Source organism: Micromonospora globispora, from assembly GCF_003857015.1.
In the GTDB taxonomy this organism is placed as follows: Bacteria; Actinomycetota; Actinomycetes; order Mycobacteriales; family Micromonosporaceae; genus Micromonospora; species Micromonospora globispora.
On the sequence record NZ_QGGF01000689.1, the window covers coordinates 1 to 18,803 of the forward strand.

Here is an 18,803-nt window from a genome sequence, read left to right on the forward strand (position 1 = left end):
GACCGCCGGCGGCCGCGGGGCCGGTGGGACCGGAGCCGCCGCCGGCTCGGCAACCGGTCGAGGACGGGCCGGGGTACGCGTGACCGGCCGGGCCGGGGCCACAGGCTCCTCCTCCGGCGGCAGGCCGAGGGCGGCCTCGGAACCCAGCCGGCGACGCAGGGTGCTCAGCGCCCGCGAGGTCTGGCTCTTGACGGTGCCCGGGGAGATCTCCAGCAGTGCCGCGGTCTGCGCCTCCGACATGTCCTCGTAGAAGCGGAGCACCAGCACGGCGCGCTGCCGGGCGGGCAGCGCGCTCAGGTGCCGCCAGAGGGCGTCCCGGTCGAGCTGCTGTTCGATCTCGTCGACGCCGGGGCGTTCCGGCAGGATCTCGGTGGGCCGTTCACCGTGCCACCGGCGCCGCCACCAGCTCGTGGAGGTGTTGACCAGGACCCGGCGGGCGTACGGCTCGATGGCCTCGATCCCGCCGTGCCGCTTCCAGGCCAGGTACGTCTTGGTCAGCGCAGTCTGGAGCAGGTCCTCGGCGGTGGGCCAGTCTCCGGCGAGCAGGTACGCGGTGCGCAGCAGGGCACCGGAGCGGGCAGCGACGAACTCGCGGAACTCCTCCTCCAGCGGGTCCCTGCTCGCCACCACTCACCTCCACGCCCGTCCTCCCTGGCAGGCTGCCATGGCCGGCCGGGTCGGGTCGACGGCAAATGGTGTGCAGTTCATCCGATGTTCGGACGAAAACCTTCACGCACCGTCGTCGGCCTTGGCCTCGTCCGCCTCCTTGCCCAACCGCGCCTCGACGGCCTGCGGCTCGTACATCTCTTCCACCACGCGCAGGTAGAGCTCATTCGGGTTGGGCAGATTCTTGATCTCCCGGAGCGCCTGCTCCTGGCCGGCCGACTCCAGCACGAAGGTGCCGTAGTTGAGCGCCCGGCCGGACGGCGTCTGCTCGTACTTCATGTCGGTGACCCGGACCAGGGGCATCATCGCGACCCGTCGGGTGATGATGCCGTTGACCACCATCACCCGCTTGTTGGTGAGGATGAAGCGGTCGTACCACCAGTCGGCGACCCGCCACGCGACCCAGCCCATCACCGCGAACCAGAGCAGGACCGCGACGGTGGTCAGCGCCCCGACGTCCCGGCCGGCCAGGAAGCCGGAGAGGTAACCGAGGATGAAGGTCGCCGCGACGCCGACGATGATCGGGGTGGAGAGGTGGATCCAGTGCCGCTTCCACTCGCCCCGGTACCGCTCGGTGGGGAAGAGGTAGCGGGCGACCAGCGAGCTGGGCTCGTCCTCCAGTGGGAGCACCCGGCGAGGCGGCGCGCCGGCGGCGTCGGCACGCAGCCCGGCCAGCTCGTCCTCGGAGATCTGCGGCGGCTGGTAACCGGCCTCCGGGTCACGGATCCAGGCCCGGCCGGAGCGGCCCTCGCCGGCGTAGCCCGGCCCGTCGCCGAAGGAGGCCTCGTCCGAAAGGGAGGGACCGCCACCGTAGCCCGACCCCGCGCCGAAGCCGGGACCCTCGTCGGGGTCGATCCGGGGGATGGGCTCGGTGTCGCGCTCCCGGCGCTCCCGGTCGGGGTCGTCGGGGTCGAAGGGCGGACCGCCGGGGCTTCCCATCGGCGGCTAGGCCACGAGACTGGTGAAGAAGTCGCCGAAGCCCTGGGCGATGTCCATGATGCCGCCGCCGAGCGACTTGGCGACATCCGCGGCGGAGTTGGGCCGGTACGCGATAAAGAAGATCAAGAATGCGACCAGGGCCCAGGTGAGGAGCTTCTTGACCATGTGGGCCATCCTCTCGCGCGGCGCCGGGCCCCTTTATCAGCGGGGGTACCCAGAGTATCAGTGCAGTGTCGTACAGTGAATATCTGCATCCATTCCCCGAGCCGGCCCGGCGGGCCGGTCAGGCCTTGCCGTGCAGGTACGGGGACGGTGCGCCGTACACGAGTTCGGGCGGAGTCCACTCGGTGAGGTCGTGCAGCACGACTTCTTCCGCGAGGAGGTGACCCGCACTCGCCGGCCAGGCTATCGCATGAAGCCACATACCCCGAGCCTCGCCGGCGTACGCGCTTCGATCTGTCGGCGAATTCACCAGCCACAGTGGAGTGGGATGACCGCCCACCCTGATCTTGGCGTGCGCGACGCGTTCGGGGTGACCTGGGCCGGGATCGGTCAGCGCCTCGGCGAGCTGCGGTCCCGGGTCCGGGCCGGGCATCCCGGCGAAGCGGTTGCCCAGGCCGACGCCCGGCTCCTCGGCCACGAACAGCAGGTCGGCCGGTCCACCGTCGAGCGGAGCCGGACCGGCGCAGGCCACCGCGGTGGCCCGGACACCGCTCCGGTCGTCCCCGGCCCAGGCGACCCCGGTGAGGGTCCATCCGGGCGGCAGCGGCCAGGGGCACCAGAGCGGGACGCCGGGCCGGTCGGGCGGGTCGGCGTCGGCGGAGATCCGCTCCACCACGCTCGCCACGATCTCGGCACCGATGTGCTCGGGCACGTGCAGCGGGGGCACCGGCCCGCAACGCACGCACCGTGACTCACTGTGCATCAGATCCGGTTCCCGGACCGGACCCCCGCACCTCGGACAACTCACCGCGACACTCACATCTTCACCGTCACCCCGCACCGGCGGCCCGTCAAGCGGAGCGGGCGGACCGGGCCCGATTCAGTCGGGCGGCGGGCCGGCGTGCGTCCGGATCCAGGCGTGCATCGCGATTCCGCTGGCCACCCCGGCGTTGATGGAGCGGGTCGAGCCGTACTGGGCGATCGAGAAGAGCTGGTCACATGCGGCCCGGGCGGGGTCCGACAGGCCCGGACCCTCCTGGCCGAAGAGCAGCACGCAACGCCGCGGCAACGTGGTGGTCTCCAGCGGCTGCGAGCCGGGCAGGTTGTCGATGCCGACCACCGGCAGGCGCTCGGCCGCGGCCCAGTCGACGAACTCCTCGATCGTCGGGTGGTGCCGGACGTGCTGGTAACGGTCCGTCACCATGGCGCCCCGCCGGTTCCAGCGGCGCCGGCCGACGATGTGGACCTCGGCGGCGAGGAAGGCGTTCGCGTTGCGGACCACCGTGCCGATGTTGAAGTCGTGCTGCCAGTTCTCGATCGCCACGTGGAAGTCGTGCCGGCGCCGGTCAAGGTCGGCGACGACCGCCTCCCGCCGCCAGTACCGGTAGCGGTCGACCACGTTGCGCCGGTCGCCCTCCGCGAGCAGCTCCGGGTCGTACCGCGGGTCGTCCGGCGGGTCGCCGGGCCACGGCCCCACGCCCACGTCGAGCTGCTCATCGGTCACGGTCTTGAGAGGGTACGGCCCAGTCGCGCCGACCCCGGCCGCAACCCCGCCGCTCAGCGCAGGGCCAGCGCACCGCCGAGCCGCTCGAGGAAGCGGTGGTCGGCCGGGCTGGACTCGGCGGAGGCCCGGCAGACCCGGGCCGCCACCGACTCCACCCACTGGCGGTACGCCGCCGAGTCGGCGGGGTCGGCCCGCCGCTGGAGCACCCGTACCGCCGCTCGGCAGGCGGCCAGCAGGTCGACCAGGTCGGTGAGGCGCTCGTCCCGGGCCGAGCTTCCGTCGTGGCGGGCGTAGATGGCGGAGACCACTGCGCGGACCAGGTCGCTGTCGAACGCTCGACCGGCCGCCACGGCGTCCAGGCCGGCGAGCCCGGCACTCACCCCGCGGGGCGGACGACCGGGACCGGGCGAGGCGGCGGCGACGAGGACCCGCCCCGGCAGCTCGGTCAGCAGGTCCCACTCCGCCGCGGAGTAGACGGCGGTGGTCATCGGTGCGGCACGGCGTCCGGCAGAGGGCGGCTCTCCGGCGACGGAGTGGCTCATGGTGACCTCCGGCGTCAGCATATGCCCCGCACAGGGGGAAGGGCCCCTACCCCACCGGAACGGCGGGGCGAGGGGCCCTTCGCGGACGACGGCAGCGTCAGCGCGGCTCGGGGAAGCTCGGCCGCTCCGGGTCGACGCCGTCGGGGACGGCGGCGGCCGCGTACTCCTTCTTCGGAACCATGACCTTGCGGCGGAACACGCAGACCAGCGTGCCGTCCTGGTTGTAGCCGCGGGTCTCCACCGCGACCACACCCCGGTCCGGCTTGGAGGAGGACTCCCGCTTGTCGAGCACCGTCGTCTCGCCGTAGATGGTGTCGCCGTGGAAGGTCGGCGCGACGTGCCGCAGCGACTCGATCTCCAGGTTGGCGATCGCCTTGCCGCTGACGTCCGGCACGGACATGCCGAGGAGCAGCGAGTAGATGTAGTTGCCGACCACGACGTTGCGCTTGAACTGGCTCGCCGACTCGGCGTAGTGGGCGTCCATGTGCAGCGGGTGGTGGTTCATGGTGAGCAGGCAAAAGAGGTGATCGTCGTACTCGGTGACCGTCTTGCCCGGCCAGTGCCGGTAGACCGCGCCGACCTCGAACTCCTCGTAGTAACGGCCGAACTGCATCCTTGTCCCCTTCGACGGGCGGCGATGGAGTTCGGCACAGCATGCCTTACCGCTTGTTAAGGCGACGACGGGGGCGCGGGTGATGAGGAAATGTCACACCGGCGGCATCCGGGGGAAGACGCAATGAGCGGCGGGGCCCTCCCCGGCACCCGCCGCCCACGCTCTGATGCGACAGATTCTGCCTTACGGCCACACACGTCGGACAGAGACAGACGTCACATTTACCTTTTTGTAACATCACGGAGAGTCACACATGGGAGTCTGGCGAGCGATCTCTCCAGGTGGAATCGGCGCTTGTCAACCGGCAACTTGCCATTTTGTGGCACGCCATCAAGGTGATCTCTTTGGAAGCGCTCCCATCACGCGTCGTCACGCGAAACCGCATCAAGACGCATGGGCCCGCAATCGGTGAGACAGATTGAGTTCGATGGCTCCGAGCGTCACCGGAGCGCTGCAGAGAGTTTCGACACGCTCGTCCCGGGAATTCAAGGGCGTCCGCCCCGGTTCACCGGGACGTAGGCAATCCGCGCTGATCGGAGAGTGCAATGGCAACGGTTGAGCTGACCACGGCCAACTTCGACGAGGTGACCGAGAGCGACGGCATCGTTCTGCTGGACTTCTGGGCCGACTGGTGCGGCCCGTGCAAGCGATTCGCCCCGGTCTACGAGCGCTCGTCGGAGAAGCACGCGGACATCACCTTCGGCAAGGTCGACACCGAGGCGCAGCAGGAGCTGGCGGTCAAGTTCAACATCAGCTCCATCCCGACGATCATGGCGATCAAGGACGGCGTGATCGTCTACAACCAGCCGGGCGCCCTGCCGGAGTCCGCGCTGGAGAACCTCATCGAGCAGGTCGAGCAGCTCGACATGGACGAGGTCCGCAAGCAGATGGCCGAACACAAGCACTGATCCACCCACCGCTCCGGCGACGGCCGGGTCCCCGCTCGGGGGCCCGGCCGTCGTCGTCTCCTGGGCCCCGCCACGCCGACCGCTCGGGCATCGCCGACGGCGATCCGGCCAGCGACGTGTGAACGACAAAACGACACCTCAGCGGTGCCCTCGTCGCGTATCGTCACCAGCCGATGGGGACCTTGAGCAAGCGTGGGCGCGCGGTCCGGCTCACCGCCACCGCGCTCGGCTTCGTGCTGCTCCTGGTCGGCACCGTCCGGGGCACCGACGACGACTTTCCGTTCGGTCCGTTCCGGATGTACTCCACCTCGGACCCACCGGACGCGCCGGCCCCGGACACCCGGGTGGAGGGGGTGGACCGCACCGGCGCCGTGGTCGAACTGGGCCAGGACGCCACCGGCATCCGCCGCGCGGAGATCGAGGGCCAGCAGGGCCGCTACGCCGCCGACCCGACGCTGCTGCGGCAGGTCGCCGACGCGTACGCCGAACGGCACCCCGGCGCCCCCGAGCTGGTGGAGGTCCGCATCGTCGTCCGCTGGTACGACATCCGGGGCGGCCGCCCGACCGGCCGGTGGTCCGACGAGACCGCCGTACGTTGGCAGGCCGCCCGATGAGCGGCTGGCTCACCGAGGCCGTCCCCCGAGGCCGGGTCGCCGCCTTCCGCACCCTGGTCTACCTCTTCGTCGCCGGCGACCTGGTCGTCTTCACCCCATGGGTACGCAGCCGGGTCGGCGTGCCCGGCGAGCTGTACCAGCCGTTGCTGATCGGCCGACTGCTTCCCCTGCCGACCCCCACCCCCGCGCTGGTCGGGGCGATCTTCTGGGCACTGCTGCTGCTCGCCTTGCTCGCCGCGACGGGCCGGGCGCCCCGGCTGCTCGGCTGGGCGGTCTTCGCGCTCTACCTCGAGTGGATGATCATCGCGATGAGCTACGGCAAGGTTGACCACGACCGGTTCGGCCTGCTCGTCGCGCTCGCCGCCCTCCCCACCGCCGGCCGGGCCCGGCACGGCGATCTCACCCGGACCGAGGCCGGCGGGTGGGCGCTACGGGTCACCCAGATCGCGGTGATCTGCACGTACTTCCTCGCCGCCTGGTCGAAGCTGCGCTTCGGCGGCCTGGACTGGGCCACCGGGTCGGTGCTGGCCCGAGCGATCATCCGGCGCGGCACCGAACTGGCCGACCTGATCGCCCAGGTGCCCCACCTGCTGATCCTGGCGCAGTTCGGAATCCTCGCGTTCGAGCTGCTCAGCCCGGTCGTGTTCGTCCTTCCGGAACGGTGGCGGCTGGCCATGGTCGGCTTCTTCTACTCGTTCCACCTGGTGACCATCGCGATGATCACCATCTCCTTCGCCCCGCACCTGGTGGCGATGACCAGCTTCCTGCCGCTGGAGCGGGCCCGCCCGGCGGTCTGGGCGCGGCGGCTGGTCAGACGCCACCGCGACGATGACGCCGCCCCGGCCACTCCCCTCGCCGGGCCCGAGCCGGCGGTCGGCCCCGCGATGCCGTAAGGGCAGACACCCGGCAGCCGGGCCCCAGCTGGCGAATTCCGAGGTGCCGGCATTCCGACAGTGCGGACACCGCCAGGTCGCCGACCCGGCACGCGGCCGTGGTCAGGAGCCGGACGTGGGGCGGCCCGTCGGGCCGTACAGTCGCTCGCGTGCCTCCTGCGGCAGTGAGCAGGCGGCGGTGCCACCGGGCAGCCGGTGCCGGTTGCGGGCCACCCAGCGGTACGCCGGCCAGGCCGCCGCCCGGACCGGCGAGATGCGCAGGCCGGCCCCGGCGACCCGCCAGAGCGGCGCGCTCTCCCCGAGCAGCTTGGCGATCGCGTCCGGGCCCGACGCGCGGGAGCCGTCGGCGCCGACCCACTGCACCGCCTCCTCGCACTCGGCTTCGGTCAGCCCGAGCGCGTCGAGGTCGGCGAACTGCCAGGGCACCACGCGGGCGCCGGTCGGGATGCGGCGCTCGATGAACTCTGCGCAGCGGGTGCAGAAGGCGCAGTCACCGTCGTAGACGAACGTCGACGTCTCCATGCACCCATCCTCCCCCGGTCCGGCGCGCTTCGGGCGCCGGTGTCCGGCGAGTCACTTGCGCTTCCTTCGTACGCATGTTCGAATAGGGTCCATGCGCTGGGACAACCTCTCCGCTCCCCCGGACGAGGGGGTTCCCGACGGGGCAGCGCCAGCGACTCCACCCCTGCCGCTGGCGCTCCCCGGCGCTGTCGCCCGCACGTTCGACACCCCGGGCTTCGCCGGGATGACCTTCTACGAGGTGCAGGCCAAGTCGATCATCAACCGGGTGCCGGGCACGTCCCGCGTCCCGTTCGAGTGGACGATCAACCCGTACCGTGGCTGCTCGCATGCGTGCCGCTATTGCATTTCGGGCGACACACCAATCCTGATGGCGGACGGCCGCACCAAGCCGATCAGTGAACTGGAGCCAGGCGACCGGATCTACGGCACCGAGCGGCGCGGCGCCTACCGGCGATACGTCGTGACCACCGTCCTCGACAAGTGGTCGACGGTGAAGCCGGCCTACCGGGTCACCCTCGCCGACGGCACCACCCTGATCACCAGTGGCGACCACCGCTTCCTCTCCAACCGGGGCTGGAAGTACGTCACCGGCGCGATGAACGGCGCGAAGCAGCGCCCCTACCTGACACTCAACAACAGACTGATCGGCACCGGCCGCTTCGCCACTGCGCCGAAGGACTCTCCCGACTACCGCCGGGGCTACCTCTGCGGGATGGTCCGGGGCGACGCCCACCTCGGCACCTATTCGTACCCGCAGGGAAAGGTGCACCGGTTCCGGTTGGCCCTGGCCGACGACGAGGCGCTGCGCCGCACCGAACGGTTCCTCGCCCACGCGGGCATCACGACGCAGCGCTTCTCCTTCGCGCCGGTCAGCGCGACCAGACGCGCGATCACCGCCATCCGCACCTCGAAGCAGTGCGACATCGAGGCCATCACCGAGCTGATCCGATGGCCGGAGCAGCCCAGCGACGACTGGCGGCTGGGCTTCCTCGCCGGCATCTTCGACGCTGAGGGGAGTTGCAGCCGCGGCGTCTTCCGGATCAGCAACAGCGACGACGACATACTCGACCAGACCTGCTCCGCGTTGACCCGTTTCGGGTTCACCTGGGTGCTGGAGGATCCCGGCCACCCCGACCGGGTACGGGAGATCCGGCTGACCGGTGGCCTCCCCGCCCGGCTGCGCTTCTTCCACCTCACCGATCCGGCCATCACCCGCAAGCGGTCCATCGAGGGCGCGGCGCTGAAGTGCGAGGCCACGCTGCGGGTAGTCGGCATCGAGTCGCTCGGGCTGGAGCTTCCCCTCTGGGACATCACCACCGGCACGGGCGACTTCATCGCCAACGGCGTGGTCAGCCACAACTGCTTTGCCCGGAACACCCACACCTACCTGGATCTCGATGCCGGGGCGGACTTCGACCGCAAGGTGATCGTCAAGGTCAACGCCGGCGAACTGGTCCGCCGGGAGCTGGCCGCTCCGCGCTGGCGCGGCGCGCACGTCGCCATGGGCACCAATGTGGACTGCTACCAGCGGGCCGAGGGCCGATACCGGCTCATGCCGCCGATCATCGAGGCGCTGCGCGACTTCGCCAACCCGTTCTCGATCCTGACCAAGGGGACGCTGATCCTGCGCGACCTGCCACTGCTGCGTCAGGCCGCCGAGGTGACCCGGGTCGGCCTCTCCTACTCGGTGGGCTTCGTCGACGAGCAGCTGTGGCGCACGGTCGAACCGGGCACGCCCAGCCCGCGGCGGCGGCTGGACGCGGTCCGTCAACTGACCGACGCCGGGTTCGAGGTAGGGGTGCTGATGGCCCCGATCCTGCCCGGGCTCAGCGACGACGACGGGTCGATCGACACCACGGTCTCGGCGATCGCCGCCGCCGGAGCGAGCAGCGTGACGCCGATGGCCCTGCACCTGCGCCCCGGCGCCCGCGAGTGGTACGCGCAATGGCTGGCGCGGGAGTACCCGCACCTGGTCCCCCGCTACCGCCAGCTCTACCAGTCCGGGGCGTACGCGCCGCAGGCGTACCAGCGGGAGCTGACCGCGCGGGTGCGCATCGCTGCCCGCCGGTACGGACTGCAGCGAAGCGAGGTCGGCGACAACCGGCGGCAGCCGGCACCGGTACCCCCGTCGTCGGCCGCCGAGCAGCTGTCTCTTCTGTAGCGACACGGCCCACGGCTGACCGGTCAGATCTAGGCTCCTCGCCGTGCGGAAGATCATCGCCGCCGCGCTGCGCCGGCAACGTGTCGCAACTGCGGCCGCCTTGTGCGGGGGCCTCGCGTGGGCCCGCTGGGTCGCCCCCTGGCTCCGGCACGGCCGTCCACCCCTGAGCCTGCTCGTCCACACGCCGATCGCCCTCCTCGTCGCCGCCACTCTGGTCGAACGGTGGCGCCCGGGGGGAACGGACGATTTCCGGCGGGACGAGCGGGAGCGGGCGTTCTTCGCGCCGCCCCGCCGCCGCCCGCACCTGGCCGTCGTGGTGGTTGGGGTGCTCGCGTACCTGGTGCCGCTGGAAGCGGGCCGCGCGGCCCATGATCCGGATATCGCCGTCCTCACGGTGCTCGGGGCGGCGCTGGCGCTGACGCTGGTGGTGCTGCTCTTCCGACGGGTTCCGATGCTCGTGCTCACTCCGGAGGGTGTCTCCTACGGCCGTCCGGCCCTTCAGGTCGACGTGCCATGGGCCGCCCTCGAGACGCCCTGGCGGTGGGACTCGTCGTGGCAGGGATTGCTGGAGCTGCCGGTGGCGCGACCGGAGCTGGTCCGGCGCGGCGGCTGGCCGACCCGGCGGCAAATCTGGCTGCCGGTCCGGGACGTGGTGGCGAGCGAGCTGGCGGTCCGCACCGCCGTACATCGGTACCTCGCCAGTTCCCTGGCGAGGGACAGGATCGGCACGGCGCTGGAACTGGCCCGGCTGCAGCGCCGGGTCGCCCGCGCTCGGCGGGCCGAGCGCCGCCATCGGGGTTAGGCTCGGCGGATGCGCTCAGCCCAGCAGATCCTCGCCGACTCCGCCGTGATCGCCGTCGTGGGTGCGTCCCGTGACCCGGGTAAGGCCGCGCACCGCGTGCCGTTGGAGATGCAGCGCCACGGCTGGCGGATCATCCCGGTGAACCCCACGGTGGACGAGCTCTTCGGCGAGAAGGCGTACCCGTCGCTGGCCGACATCCCGCACCCGGTCGACCTGGTCGACGTGTTCCGTCCCGCGCGGGACGCGGTGGATGTGGTCCGGCAGGCGGTGGCGATCGGCGCGCCGGCGGTGTGGTTGCAGCTCGGGATCGTCTCGGCGGAGGCGCGGCGGATCGCCGAGGAGGCGGGAATCGACTACGTCGAGGACCGCTGCCTGATCATCGAGCGGGCCGCGGGCGGGCTCAGCCGGCGCGGCTGACCGCGCAGCAGGGGCGGGAGCACGGAACGGCGGAGCAGGCTGAGCACGGCGGTACCGTACGGTTCCGGCGGCAACCCCGCTGTCCCGCCACCCGGCCGCGCGCGACTATTTCCGCACCCGATCGGAGCTGCTGGCGGTCGGGCTGCCGGTCACCGCGCCGGCGGTCGAGCCGGCCGGCGGGTGACCGGCGCACCGGTCAGAGCTTGTACTCCTTGAGGAGGCCGCGGGAGATGATGGTCTTCTGGATCTCCGAGGTGCCCTCGCCGATGAGCAGGAACGGCGCCTCCCGCATCAGCCGCTCGATCTCGTACTCCTTGGAGTAGCCGTAGCCGCCGTGGATGCGGAACGCCTCCTGGACGACCTCGGCGCAGTACTCGGAGGCGAGCAGCTTGGCCATGCCGGCCTCGACGTCGTTGCGCTGGCCGGCGTCCTTGAGCCGGGCGGCGTTGACCATCAGCGAATGGGCCGCCTCGATCTTGGTGCCCATCTCGGCGAGCTTGAACGCGATGGCCTGGTGCTTGGCGAGCGGCTGACCGAAGGTGCGCCGCTGCTGGGCGTACGCGACGGCGAGCTCGAAGGCGCGGATGGAGATGCCGCAGGCGCGGGCGGCGACGTTGACCCGGCCGACCTCGATGCCGTCCATCATCTGGTAGAAGCCGCGGCCGAGCTTGTCGGCGCCGCCGAGGATCGCGGACTCGGGCACGGTCACGCCGTCGAGCACCATCTCGGTGGTCTCGACGCCCTTGTAGCCCATCTTGTCGATCTTGCCGGGGATGGTCAGGCCGGGCGCGGTCTCGCCGAAGCCGGGCTCCTTCTCCAGCAGGAAGGTGCTCATGTTGCCGTAGACCGAGTCGGCGCCGGTGTCGGTCTTGACCAGGGTGGCCACCACCGAGGAGTACGCCCCGTTGGTCAGCCACATCTTCTGGCCATTGATGACGTAGTTGTCGCCGTTGCGAACCGCCTTCGACTTGATCGCCGAGACGTCGGAACCGCACTCCGGCTCGGACATCGAGAAGGCGCCGCGTACCTCGCCGGTGGCCATCCTCGGCAGCAGCCGGGCCTTCTGCTCGGCGGAGCCGTGCTGGGAGATCAGGTACGCCACGATGAAGTGGGTGTTGACGATGCCGGAGATCGACATCCAGCCCCGGGACAGCTCCTCGACCACCAGGGCGTACGTCAGCAGGGACTCGCCGAGCCCGCCGAACTCCTCGTCGATGGTGAGGCCGAAGAGGCCCATCTCGCGCATCCCGTCGAGGATGTCGGTGGGGTATTCGTCGGCGTGCTCCAGCCGTTGGGCGTGCGGAATGATCTCCTTGTCGGCGAACTCCCGGACGGTTTCCAGGATCGACCGCTGCACGTCGGTCAGGCCGGGCGTCTGGGCGAGTCGGGCCATCTCAGCCTCCGGGGGATCGGCGCACTACTCATGGGTAACTGAACGCTGGGTAAGTATCGGTCCCGCGACCGGCGAGGCCAAGGTGACCAGTCCACACAACCGCTGTGAAAAGGTTCACCGCTGCGGGTAGCGTCCGCAAGAGAGAGGGGTGCTGACCAGCGGCGGGAGGGGCGGACGGCGTGACCAATCCACCACCGGGCGAGCCGGAGCAGCCGCCGTCGCCGTACGAGTCGCCGACCTACGGGCAGCCGTACGGGCAGCAGCAGCCGCAGTGGGGTCAGCAGCAGCCGCCGTACCCGCCGCAGGGGCCCTACGGCCCGTACGGCCAGGGACCGCCACCACGCGGCGGGCCGAATGTGCTCGCGATCCTGTCGCTGGTGCTCGCCTTCGTCTTCGCTCCGGCCGGCATCGTCTGCGGGCACCTGGCCAAGCGGCAGATCCGGCAGACCGGCGAGGAGGGCGACCAGCTCGCCACCTGGGGGCTCGTGCTCAGCTACATCTTCACCGCGATCGGGCTGATCGCCTGCTGCGGCTGGATCGGCATCGCCATCTGGGCCAACAACAGCGACAGCGGCTACGGCTGACCCCGTCTGGCCCGCGGGACCGCCGCCGAGAGTCAGCGGAACTCCGCCTCCCGGACGCTGTTGCCACCATCGACCACCAGCATCTGCCCGGTGATGTACGACGCGGCCGGCGAGCAGAGGAAGGCGATCGCCGCGGCCACCTCGTCGGGCGTACCGGGGCGGCCGACCGGGGTGCCCAACCCCTGCTTGATCTCCGCCATCGTGGATGCGGCGGTGTAGATGGTGCCCGGTGCGACCGCGTTGACGGTCACCCCGTCGGCGATCATCTCCATCGCCAGCGCCCGGGTCAGCCCGACGACGCCCGCCTTCGCCGCCGCGTACGCGGCCTCGGTGGGCAGGGCGTTGACCGGACCGGCGGTCGCGGCGAGGTTGACGATCCGGCCCCAGCCGCGCTCCGCCATCCCGCTGATGAACGCCCGGCTGCACAGGAACGCGGTGGTCAGGTTCCGGTCGATCTCGCCACGCCACTCGTCGTAACTGAGCTGGGCCACCGGGCGCAGCACCTCCGGGCTCGCCCGGCTGGCCAGGCCCGCGTTGTTGACCAGCACCTCGACATCGCCGAGCTGCTCGGCGACCGCGTCGGCGAGGGCACCCACCTCGGACTCGTCGGTCAGGTCGGCGACGAAGCCGGTCACCCCCAGCTCGCCGGCCCGCTCGTGGATCCGCCGGGTGGTGGAGACGATGGCGACCCGGGCGCCGAGATCGGTCAGCCGGCGGGCGGTGGCGTACCCGATGCCGTCCGGGCTGCCCGCGCCGGTGACCAGCGCGACCTTGCCGTCGAGGCGCATGGTGACCGGCTCCGGCAGCGATGCCGGCTGATCCTGGTCGGACTGGGTCGGAACGGGGCCGCGGCTACGCCGGGCCAGCCCCGGACGGCTCACGTCCCGTCTCGCTCGGCCACCGCGCGCGTCAAGTGCCATGCCGAGATCCTGCCCCGCCGGGGCCGCCCGGGCAACGCGGCACCCGGAAAGCGGATCCTCCGATTTGCCTGACCCTGACTACCCTGACGGCGCACCCGCATGTAACGGAGATGACCCTGATGAGCTATCCCCCGCCGTCCGGTGGTTGGCACGACCCCTCCGCGCCCGGCCAGCAGTCCACCCCGCCGGCCGACCCGACCCTCCCGATCGGCGGCAACCCGGTCCCCGCCCAGGCCGGCCCCGCCGACCCGTACGCCGGCTACCAGTTCGACTTTGCGCAGCCCACGGCGGGCCCGTACGCGGCCGGCGGTTACCCGCCACCGGGGTACCCAATGCCCGGCTACCAGCCCAGCCCGCCCCAGAACGGCCTGGCCATCGCCGCGATGGTCGTCTCGATCGTCGGTGCGCTCGGTCTCTGCGGCTACGGCCTCGGCGGTTACATCGGCGTCGCCGGCGCGATCCTCGGCCACGTGTCGCGGAAGCAGATCCGGGAGCGCGGCGAGAGCGGCGAGGGCTTCGCGATGGCCGGCATCATCGTCGGTTGGATCTCCACGGCGATCGCGGTGCTGGCGACCATCGCCCTCGTGATCTTCTTCGTCTGGCTGTCGAAGCAGCCTACGTCCAGCTTCGACAACAGCGGCTACTGACGGCGACGGGCCGTCCCGGTCGTCCGGGACGGCCCGTCACACCGCCCGGCGGGGCGGCGCTGTCGTCACTCCGACGGCGGGGTGAAGCTGGACGTGCGGGTCATCCCGGCCGCGCGCCCCTTGGCGGCGACCACCAGGGCCATCTTCCGGGACGCCTCGTCGATCATCTCGTCGCCCAGCATCACCGCGCCGAGCTTCCCGCCGGCCTCCGAGGTGTAGTAGTCGTACGCGTCGAGGATCAGCTCCGCGTGGTCGTAGTCCTGCTGGGCCGGCGAGTAGACCTCGTTCGCCGCGTCGATCTGACCCGGGTGCAGCACCCACTTGCCGTCGAACCCGAGCGCCGCCGAGCGCTTCGCCACCTCGCGGAACGCGTCCACGTCCCGGATCTGCAGGAACGGGCCGTCGATGGCCTGCTTGTCGTGCATCCGGGCGGCCATCAGGATCCGCATCAGGATGTAGTGGTACGGGTCGCCCGGGTAGTCCGGGATGAGCGCGCCGACCACCAGCGACTTCATGTTGATCGAGGCCATGAAGTCGGCCGGGCCGAAGATGATGGTCTCCACCCGGGGCGAGGCGGCCGCGATCGCGTCGACGTTGACCAGACCGGCGGCGTTCTCGATCTGCGCCTCGATGCCGATCCGGCCCACCTCCAGGCCGAGGGTCTTCTCGATCTGGGTGAGCGTCATGTCCAGCCACTGCACCTGGGCGGCGTTCTGCACCTTCGGCAGCATGATGCAGTCCAGGTTGGCGCCGGCGCCCTCGACCACCTCGATGACGTCCCGGTAGGTCCACGGGGTGGTCAGGTCGTTCACCCGGACCACCCGGGTCTTGCCGGTCCAGTCGCCCTCGTTCAGCGCGGCGACGATGTTCTTGCGGGCGTCCGGCTTGGCCAGCGGGGCGACGGCGTCCTCCAGGTCGAGGAAGACCTGGTCGGCCGGCAGGCCCTGAGCCTTGCCGAGCATCTTGACGCTGGAGCCGGGTACCGCGAGGCAGGACCGGCGGGGGCGACCGACAGCGGCCATGGATGCGCTCCTTCCAGCGTCCGGCGGACACGCCGACGCCACCTGAAATGAAATCCGAGAACTTAACGATCCCAAAGGGCGTTGTGACGCCACGGTAACCTCGTGCCGTGACCGGGGTGAATGGACCTGTGGAAGATCTCACTGGGCGTCGGACCGTGGTGGTGACGGGCGGCAGCTCCGGCATCGGACTGGCCGCCGCCGTCGACCTGGCCCGCCGGGGTGACCAGGTGGTACTGGTCGGCCGGGACCCCGGCCGGCTGCAGGCCGCCGGGGAGCGGGTCCGCGAGTCCAGCGGCGAGCGCCCCGAACTCTTCCGGGCCGACTTCGCCGTCCTCGACGACGTCCGCCGGCTCGCCGAGCAGTTGCGCGGGGCCTACGACCGGATCGACGTGCTCGCCAACAACGCCGGCGCGATCGTCCTCCAGTCGGTCACCACGGTCGACGGCTTCGAGCTCAGCATGCAGGCCAACCACCTGGCCCCGTTCCTGCTCAGCAACCTGCTCCGGGACCGGATCGGCCGGATGGTGGTGACCGCCTCGGGCGCGCACCGCAGCGGCGCCCTGGACCCGGACGACCTGAACGCTGCGCTGCGTCGCTACCGCCCGATGCGCGCGTACGGCACCAGCAAGCAGGCGAACATCCTCTTCACCGCCGAGGCGGCCCGGCGCTGGCCGGACGTGCCGGGGTACTGCTTCCACCCGGGGGTGGTGCGGACCCGGTTCGGCAACGAGAGCCGCCTGGTCGCCCTGGGCATGCGGCTGCTGCCGTTCCGCAGCCCGGAGAAGGGCGCGGAGACACTCGTCTGGCTGGCCAACCAGGACCCGTCCCGGCTGGTCGACGGGGCCTACTACCACGACCGGCGGCTGCACCGGCCGCTGCGCAAGGCCGCCGACCCGCAGCTCGCCGCCCGGCTCTGGACGGCCAGCGCCAAGGCCGTCGGCATCCACGGGTGAGCGAGCTGCTCCTGGTCGCGCTGGTCGAGCTGACCGCCGACGACGTCGAGGCCGGTCAGCGGTACGAGGACCAGGTGCTCGCCCTGCTCGGACGGCACGGCGGACGGCTGGAGCGACGGCTGCGTACCGGCGACGGGCGGACCGAGGTCCACGTGATTCGGTTCGCCTCCCGGGAGGGGTACGAGGGGTTCCTGGCCGACCCGGAGCGGGCTGAGCTGCGCGCCGCCCTCGGCGACGCCGCACCGACCGGCCGGGTGCTGGAAGTGCACGACGCCTGAGCCTCACTCGGACAGGTGCACCGGGACGCTGGTGACCACCACCCCCGGCAGCGCCCGCAGGGCGGTGCGCAGCCGCTGGTCGACCCGGCTGTGCAGGGGGCGGTGCCAGCGGCGGCGGAGCACCACCTCGGGCACGATCACGGTCAGCGTCAGCTCCGGCCGGGAGGCGTGCAGCGCATCCAGGTAGTGCGCCAGCGGCCCGGTCACCGCCCGGTACGGCGACACGATGATCTCCAGCCGCACGTGGTCGCCCCACGCCCGCCACTCCTCCCGGAACCGGTCCGCCTCCTCGTCCTCCGGAGCGATGTGCACGGCCAGCGTCGGCTGCCCCAGCGACGCCGCGTACGCCAGGGCGCGCAGCGAGGCCAGGTTCAGCCGGGCGACCGGCACGATCACCAGGTGGCGGACCTGCTGGGGAAGTTCCTGGCCCTCGGCGGGCGGCGGGCGCTGTGCGGCCCCGGCACCCGCCGGCGGCGGGTGCAGCGCCAGCGCCCGGTGCAGCGTGGCGTAGTGCCGGTGGATCCGGTCGAAGACGAACACCAGCAGCGGCACCGCGACCACGACCACCCAGGCGCCCTCGGCGAACTTCGCCACCGCGGCCGTCAGCAGCACCAGCGCGGAGAGGGTGGCGCCGGTCGCGTTGAGGATCAGCCGGTACCGCCAGCCCGCGCCGCGCCGGCGGCGCCAGTGCACCACCATCCCGGCCTGGGAGAGGGTGAACGCGAGGAACACGCCGACCGCGTAGAGCGGGATCAGCGACTCGGTCCGCCCGCCGAAGGCGACGAAGATGAGCGCCGCCACGGTGGCCAGCGCGACCAGGCCGTTGCTGAACGCCAGCCGGTCCCCCATGTGCAGGAAGCGGCGGGGGGCGTGGCCGTCCCGGGCCATGAAGAAGAGCAACCGGGGGAAGTCGTTGAAGGCGGTGTTCGCGGCCAGCAGCAGGATCAGCGCGGTGGCGGCCTGGAGCAGCCCGTACCAGGGGCCGGAGGGGAAGGTGAGCCGGCCGAGCTGGGAGAGGATCGTCTCCCCCGGCCGGGGCACCAGGCCGTTCAGATGGATCAGGACGATCAGCCCGGCGAAGACCACCACCAGCATCCCGACCATCCAGCCGAGGGTGGTGCGGGCGTTGCGCCACTCGGTGGGCCGGAACGCGGGCACCGCGTTCGACACCGCCTCGATGCCGGTCATCGACACCGCGCCGGAGGCGAAGGCGCGCAGGATCAGCAGCAGCCCGAGCCCTTCCGCGGCCGGCACCTGCGGCGGCGGCACCGGCGCGAAGCCCCGGCCCGCCGCGCGCAGGTAGCCGACCACCAGCACCGCGAGGACGGCGACCACGAAGGCGTACGTGGGCAGCACGAAGATGTTGCCGGCGGTACGGACGCCGCGCAGGTTCCCGGCGAGCAGCACGGCGATCACCAGCACCCCGAGCGGCACGGTCACCGGTCGCAGCCCGGGCAGCGCCGAGGTGACCGCGTGCACCCCGGCCGCCACCGACACCGACACGGTCAGCACGTAGTCGAGCATCAGCCCGGCCGCCGCCGCGAGCCCCGGCGTCCGGCCCAGGTTGTCGCCGGCCACGATGTACGACCCGGCCCCGTGCGGGTACGCCGGGATGGTCTGCCGGTACGACGCCCCCACCGCGATCATCAGCACGACCAACAGGACGGCCAGCGGCAGGGAGAGCCCGAGCGCGCCGCTGCCGCCCAGCACCAGCACGGTGAGCATCGCCTCCGGCCCGTACGCCACCGAGCTGAGCAGGTCCGAGGAGAGGATCGGCAGGGCGACCAGTTTGCGCATCCGCTCGTAGAGCACGGCGGCGCTGCTCAACGGCGGCCCGATGACCGCCCGGCGGAGCCGCCCGAGCCCCCGCCCCAGCCGGGTGCGGGGTGCGTGGGCCGGCTCGGTGGCGCACAGCTCGTCCGGCTCCTCGACGGTGAACATCTCGATCGGCGCCAGCCGGCCGAAGCGGCTGGGCGCCGGTCCGCGACGGCTGCGGCCCAGGGTCGGGTCAACGGGCAGCTCCTGGCCGGGGCGGGCAGGGCTGCGCCAGCGCTCCCCGATCCGCCCCAGCGCCGCCAACTCCTCCGGGGACAGCGCGGGGAACTCCGCCGACGGGGTGACGACGGTGCCGCGCTCCGCCGCGTCGTCGCCTCCGCTCCGCCGTCCCATCCCCACCTCCTCCCTCCGCACTTTCACGGAAAGCAGCCTCGCCCGGTGGGGAATGCGCACACTTGCCGGGAAAGTGCGGGCTGGTCAGTCGGCG

22 protein-coding genes are annotated in these 18,803 nt (G+C 71.7%); 10 read left to right on the forward strand and 12 right to left on the reverse strand.

Features of this window, described 5'->3' with window-relative positions:
* The 7 genes from DKL51_RS32095 to DKL51_RS32120 all read right to left on the reverse strand — a co-directional run.
* Window positions 1-627: SigE family RNA polymerase sigma factor (locus tag DKL51_RS32095; RefSeq protein WP_260428753.1), on the reverse strand; the 627-nt coding region annotated here is incomplete at its 3' end.
* Window positions 628-729: 102 nt separating this feature from the next.
* On the reverse strand, window positions 730-1,605 hold the full coding sequence (locus tag DKL51_RS32100) for a PH domain-containing protein (protein ID WP_109943573.1): 876 nt from the start codon (window positions 1,603-1,605) through the stop codon (window positions 730-732).
* 6 nt (window positions 1,606-1,611) lie between these two features.
* Window positions 1,612-1,770 (reverse strand): hypothetical protein, encoded by a 159-nt coding sequence (locus tag DKL51_RS35425; protein ID WP_165823053.1) that lies wholly within the window; start codon window positions 1,768-1,770, stop codon window positions 1,612-1,614.
* A gap of 118 nt (window positions 1,771-1,888) precedes the next feature.
* Window positions 1,889-2,608 carry a DUF6758 family protein gene (locus tag DKL51_RS32105; protein WP_311768100.1) on the reverse strand — a complete coding sequence of 240 codons (720 nt, stop codon included), beginning with the start codon at window positions 2,606-2,608 and terminating at the stop codon, window positions 1,889-1,891.
* 39 nt (window positions 2,609-2,647) lie between these two features.
* The gene (locus DKL51_RS32110) at window positions 2,648-3,271 is read right to left on the reverse strand and encodes a TrmH family RNA methyltransferase (protein ID WP_109943575.1); all 624 of its coding nucleotides are present in this window, start codon (window positions 3,269-3,271) and stop codon (window positions 2,648-2,650) included.
* A 53-nt stretch (window positions 3,272-3,324) separates the two neighbouring features.
* Window positions 3,325-3,813 carry a hypothetical protein gene (locus DKL51_RS32115; RefSeq protein WP_109943591.1) on the reverse strand — a complete coding sequence of 163 codons (489 nt, stop codon included), beginning with the start codon at window positions 3,811-3,813 and terminating at the stop codon, window positions 3,325-3,327.
* A gap of 97 nt (window positions 3,814-3,910) precedes the next feature.
* A complete protein-coding gene (locus DKL51_RS32120; RefSeq protein ID WP_109943576.1) occupies window positions 3,911-4,426 on the reverse strand; it encodes a MaoC family dehydratase in 516 nt (171 codons plus the stop codon).
* Between the two features lie 545 nt (window positions 4,427-4,971).
* Here DKL51_RS32120 and trxA point away from each other — a divergent pair.
* The 3 genes from trxA (at window position 4,972) to DKL51_RS32135 (ending at window position 6,841) form a co-directional block, all read left to right on the forward strand.
* Entirely contained in the window at window positions 4,972-5,334 is a 363-nt protein-coding gene (gene trxA / locus DKL51_RS32125) for a thioredoxin (protein ID WP_109943577.1), read from the forward strand.
* Between the two features lie 173 nt (window positions 5,335-5,507).
* Window positions 5,508-5,948 (forward strand): hypothetical protein, encoded by a 441-nt coding sequence (locus DKL51_RS32130; RefSeq protein WP_109943578.1) that lies wholly within the window; start codon window positions 5,508-5,510, stop codon window positions 5,946-5,948.
* Window positions 5,945-6,841, forward strand: coding sequence for an HTTM domain-containing protein (locus DKL51_RS32135; protein ID WP_109943579.1), 897 nt, complete (start codon window positions 5,945-5,947; stop codon window positions 6,839-6,841). The genes DKL51_RS32130 and DKL51_RS32135 overlap by 4 nt, the downstream gene beginning before the upstream one ends.
* Window positions 6,842-6,943: 102 nt before the next feature.
* On the opposite strand, the gene DKL51_RS32140 is transcribed toward DKL51_RS32135, so the two are convergent.
* On the reverse strand, window positions 6,944-7,363 hold the full coding sequence (locus tag DKL51_RS32140; RefSeq protein WP_109943580.1) for a thiol-disulfide oxidoreductase DCC family protein: 420 nt from the start codon (window positions 7,361-7,363) through the stop codon (window positions 6,944-6,946).
* A gap of 91 nt (window positions 7,364-7,454) precedes the next feature.
* On the opposite strand from DKL51_RS32140, the gene DKL51_RS32145 reads away from it, so the two are divergent.
* The 3 genes from DKL51_RS32145 to DKL51_RS32155 are packed head-to-tail and all read left to right on the forward strand — an operon-like array spanning window position 7,455 to window position 10,743.
* Window positions 7,455-9,524 (forward strand): intein-containing Rv2578c family radical SAM protein, encoded by a 2,070-nt coding sequence (locus tag DKL51_RS32145; protein ID WP_109943581.1) that lies wholly within the window; start codon window positions 7,455-7,457, stop codon window positions 9,522-9,524.
* A gap of 43 nt (window positions 9,525-9,567) precedes the next feature.
* Window positions 9,568-10,326 carry a hypothetical protein gene (locus DKL51_RS32150; RefSeq protein ID WP_109943582.1) on the forward strand — a complete coding sequence of 253 codons (759 nt, stop codon included), beginning with the start codon at window positions 9,568-9,570 and terminating at the stop codon, window positions 10,324-10,326.
* Between the two features lie 9 nt (window positions 10,327-10,335).
* Window positions 10,336-10,743: a CoA-binding protein gene (locus DKL51_RS32155; protein ID WP_109943583.1), complete on the forward strand. Its 408-nt coding sequence runs from the start codon at window positions 10,336-10,338 to the stop codon at window positions 10,741-10,743.
* A 196-nt stretch (window positions 10,744-10,939) separates the two neighbouring features.
* On the opposite strand, the gene DKL51_RS32160 is transcribed toward DKL51_RS32155, so the two are convergent.
* Complete coding sequence (locus DKL51_RS32160) at window positions 10,940-12,136, reverse strand: acyl-CoA dehydrogenase family protein (RefSeq protein WP_109943584.1); 1,197 nt, start codon at window positions 12,134-12,136, stop codon at window positions 10,940-10,942.
* Window positions 12,137-12,315: 179 nt separating this feature from the next.
* Between DKL51_RS32160 and DKL51_RS32165 the strand changes: the two genes are divergently transcribed.
* Window positions 12,316-12,720, forward strand: coding sequence for a DUF4190 domain-containing protein (locus DKL51_RS32165; protein ID WP_109943585.1), 405 nt, complete (start codon window positions 12,316-12,318; stop codon window positions 12,718-12,720).
* A gap of 32 nt (window positions 12,721-12,752) precedes the next feature.
* Here DKL51_RS32165 and DKL51_RS32170 read toward each other — a convergent pair whose 3' ends face one another.
* A complete protein-coding gene (locus tag DKL51_RS32170; protein WP_109943586.1) occupies window positions 12,753-13,640 on the reverse strand; it encodes an SDR family NAD(P)-dependent oxidoreductase in 888 nt (295 codons plus the stop codon).
* A gap of 119 nt (window positions 13,641-13,759) precedes the next feature.
* Between DKL51_RS32170 and DKL51_RS32175 the strand changes: the two genes are divergently transcribed.
* Window positions 13,760-14,287: a DUF4190 domain-containing protein gene (locus DKL51_RS32175; protein ID WP_109943592.1), complete on the forward strand. Its 528-nt coding sequence runs from the start codon at window positions 13,760-13,762 to the stop codon at window positions 14,285-14,287.
* A 65-nt stretch (window positions 14,288-14,352) separates the two neighbouring features.
* Here the strand turns inward: DKL51_RS32175 and DKL51_RS32180 are convergent, their stop codons facing one another.
* A complete protein-coding gene (locus DKL51_RS32180) occupies window positions 14,353-15,309 on the reverse strand; it encodes an HpcH/HpaI aldolase/citrate lyase family protein (protein WP_109943587.1) in 957 nt (318 codons plus the stop codon).
* Window positions 15,310-15,437: 128 nt separating this feature from the next.
* On the opposite strand from DKL51_RS32180, the gene DKL51_RS32185 reads away from it, so the two are divergent.
* Both DKL51_RS32185 and DKL51_RS32190 read left to right on the forward strand, forming a co-directional pair.
* Window positions 15,438-16,262, forward strand: coding sequence for an SDR family NAD(P)-dependent oxidoreductase (locus DKL51_RS32185; RefSeq protein ID WP_109943588.1), 825 nt, complete (start codon window positions 15,438-15,440; stop codon window positions 16,260-16,262).
* A complete protein-coding gene (locus tag DKL51_RS32190) occupies window positions 16,259-16,540 on the forward strand; it encodes a DUF1330 domain-containing protein (RefSeq protein ID WP_109943589.1) in 282 nt (93 codons plus the stop codon). The genes DKL51_RS32185 and DKL51_RS32190 overlap by 4 nt, the downstream gene beginning before the upstream one ends.
* 3 nt (window positions 16,541-16,543) lie before the next feature.
* Here DKL51_RS32190 and DKL51_RS32195 read toward each other — a convergent pair whose 3' ends face one another.
* Complete coding sequence (locus tag DKL51_RS32195; RefSeq protein WP_109943590.1) at window positions 16,544-18,709, reverse strand: APC family permease; 2,166 nt, start codon at window positions 18,707-18,709, stop codon at window positions 16,544-16,546.
* Window positions 18,710-18,803 lie beyond the last annotated feature (94 nt).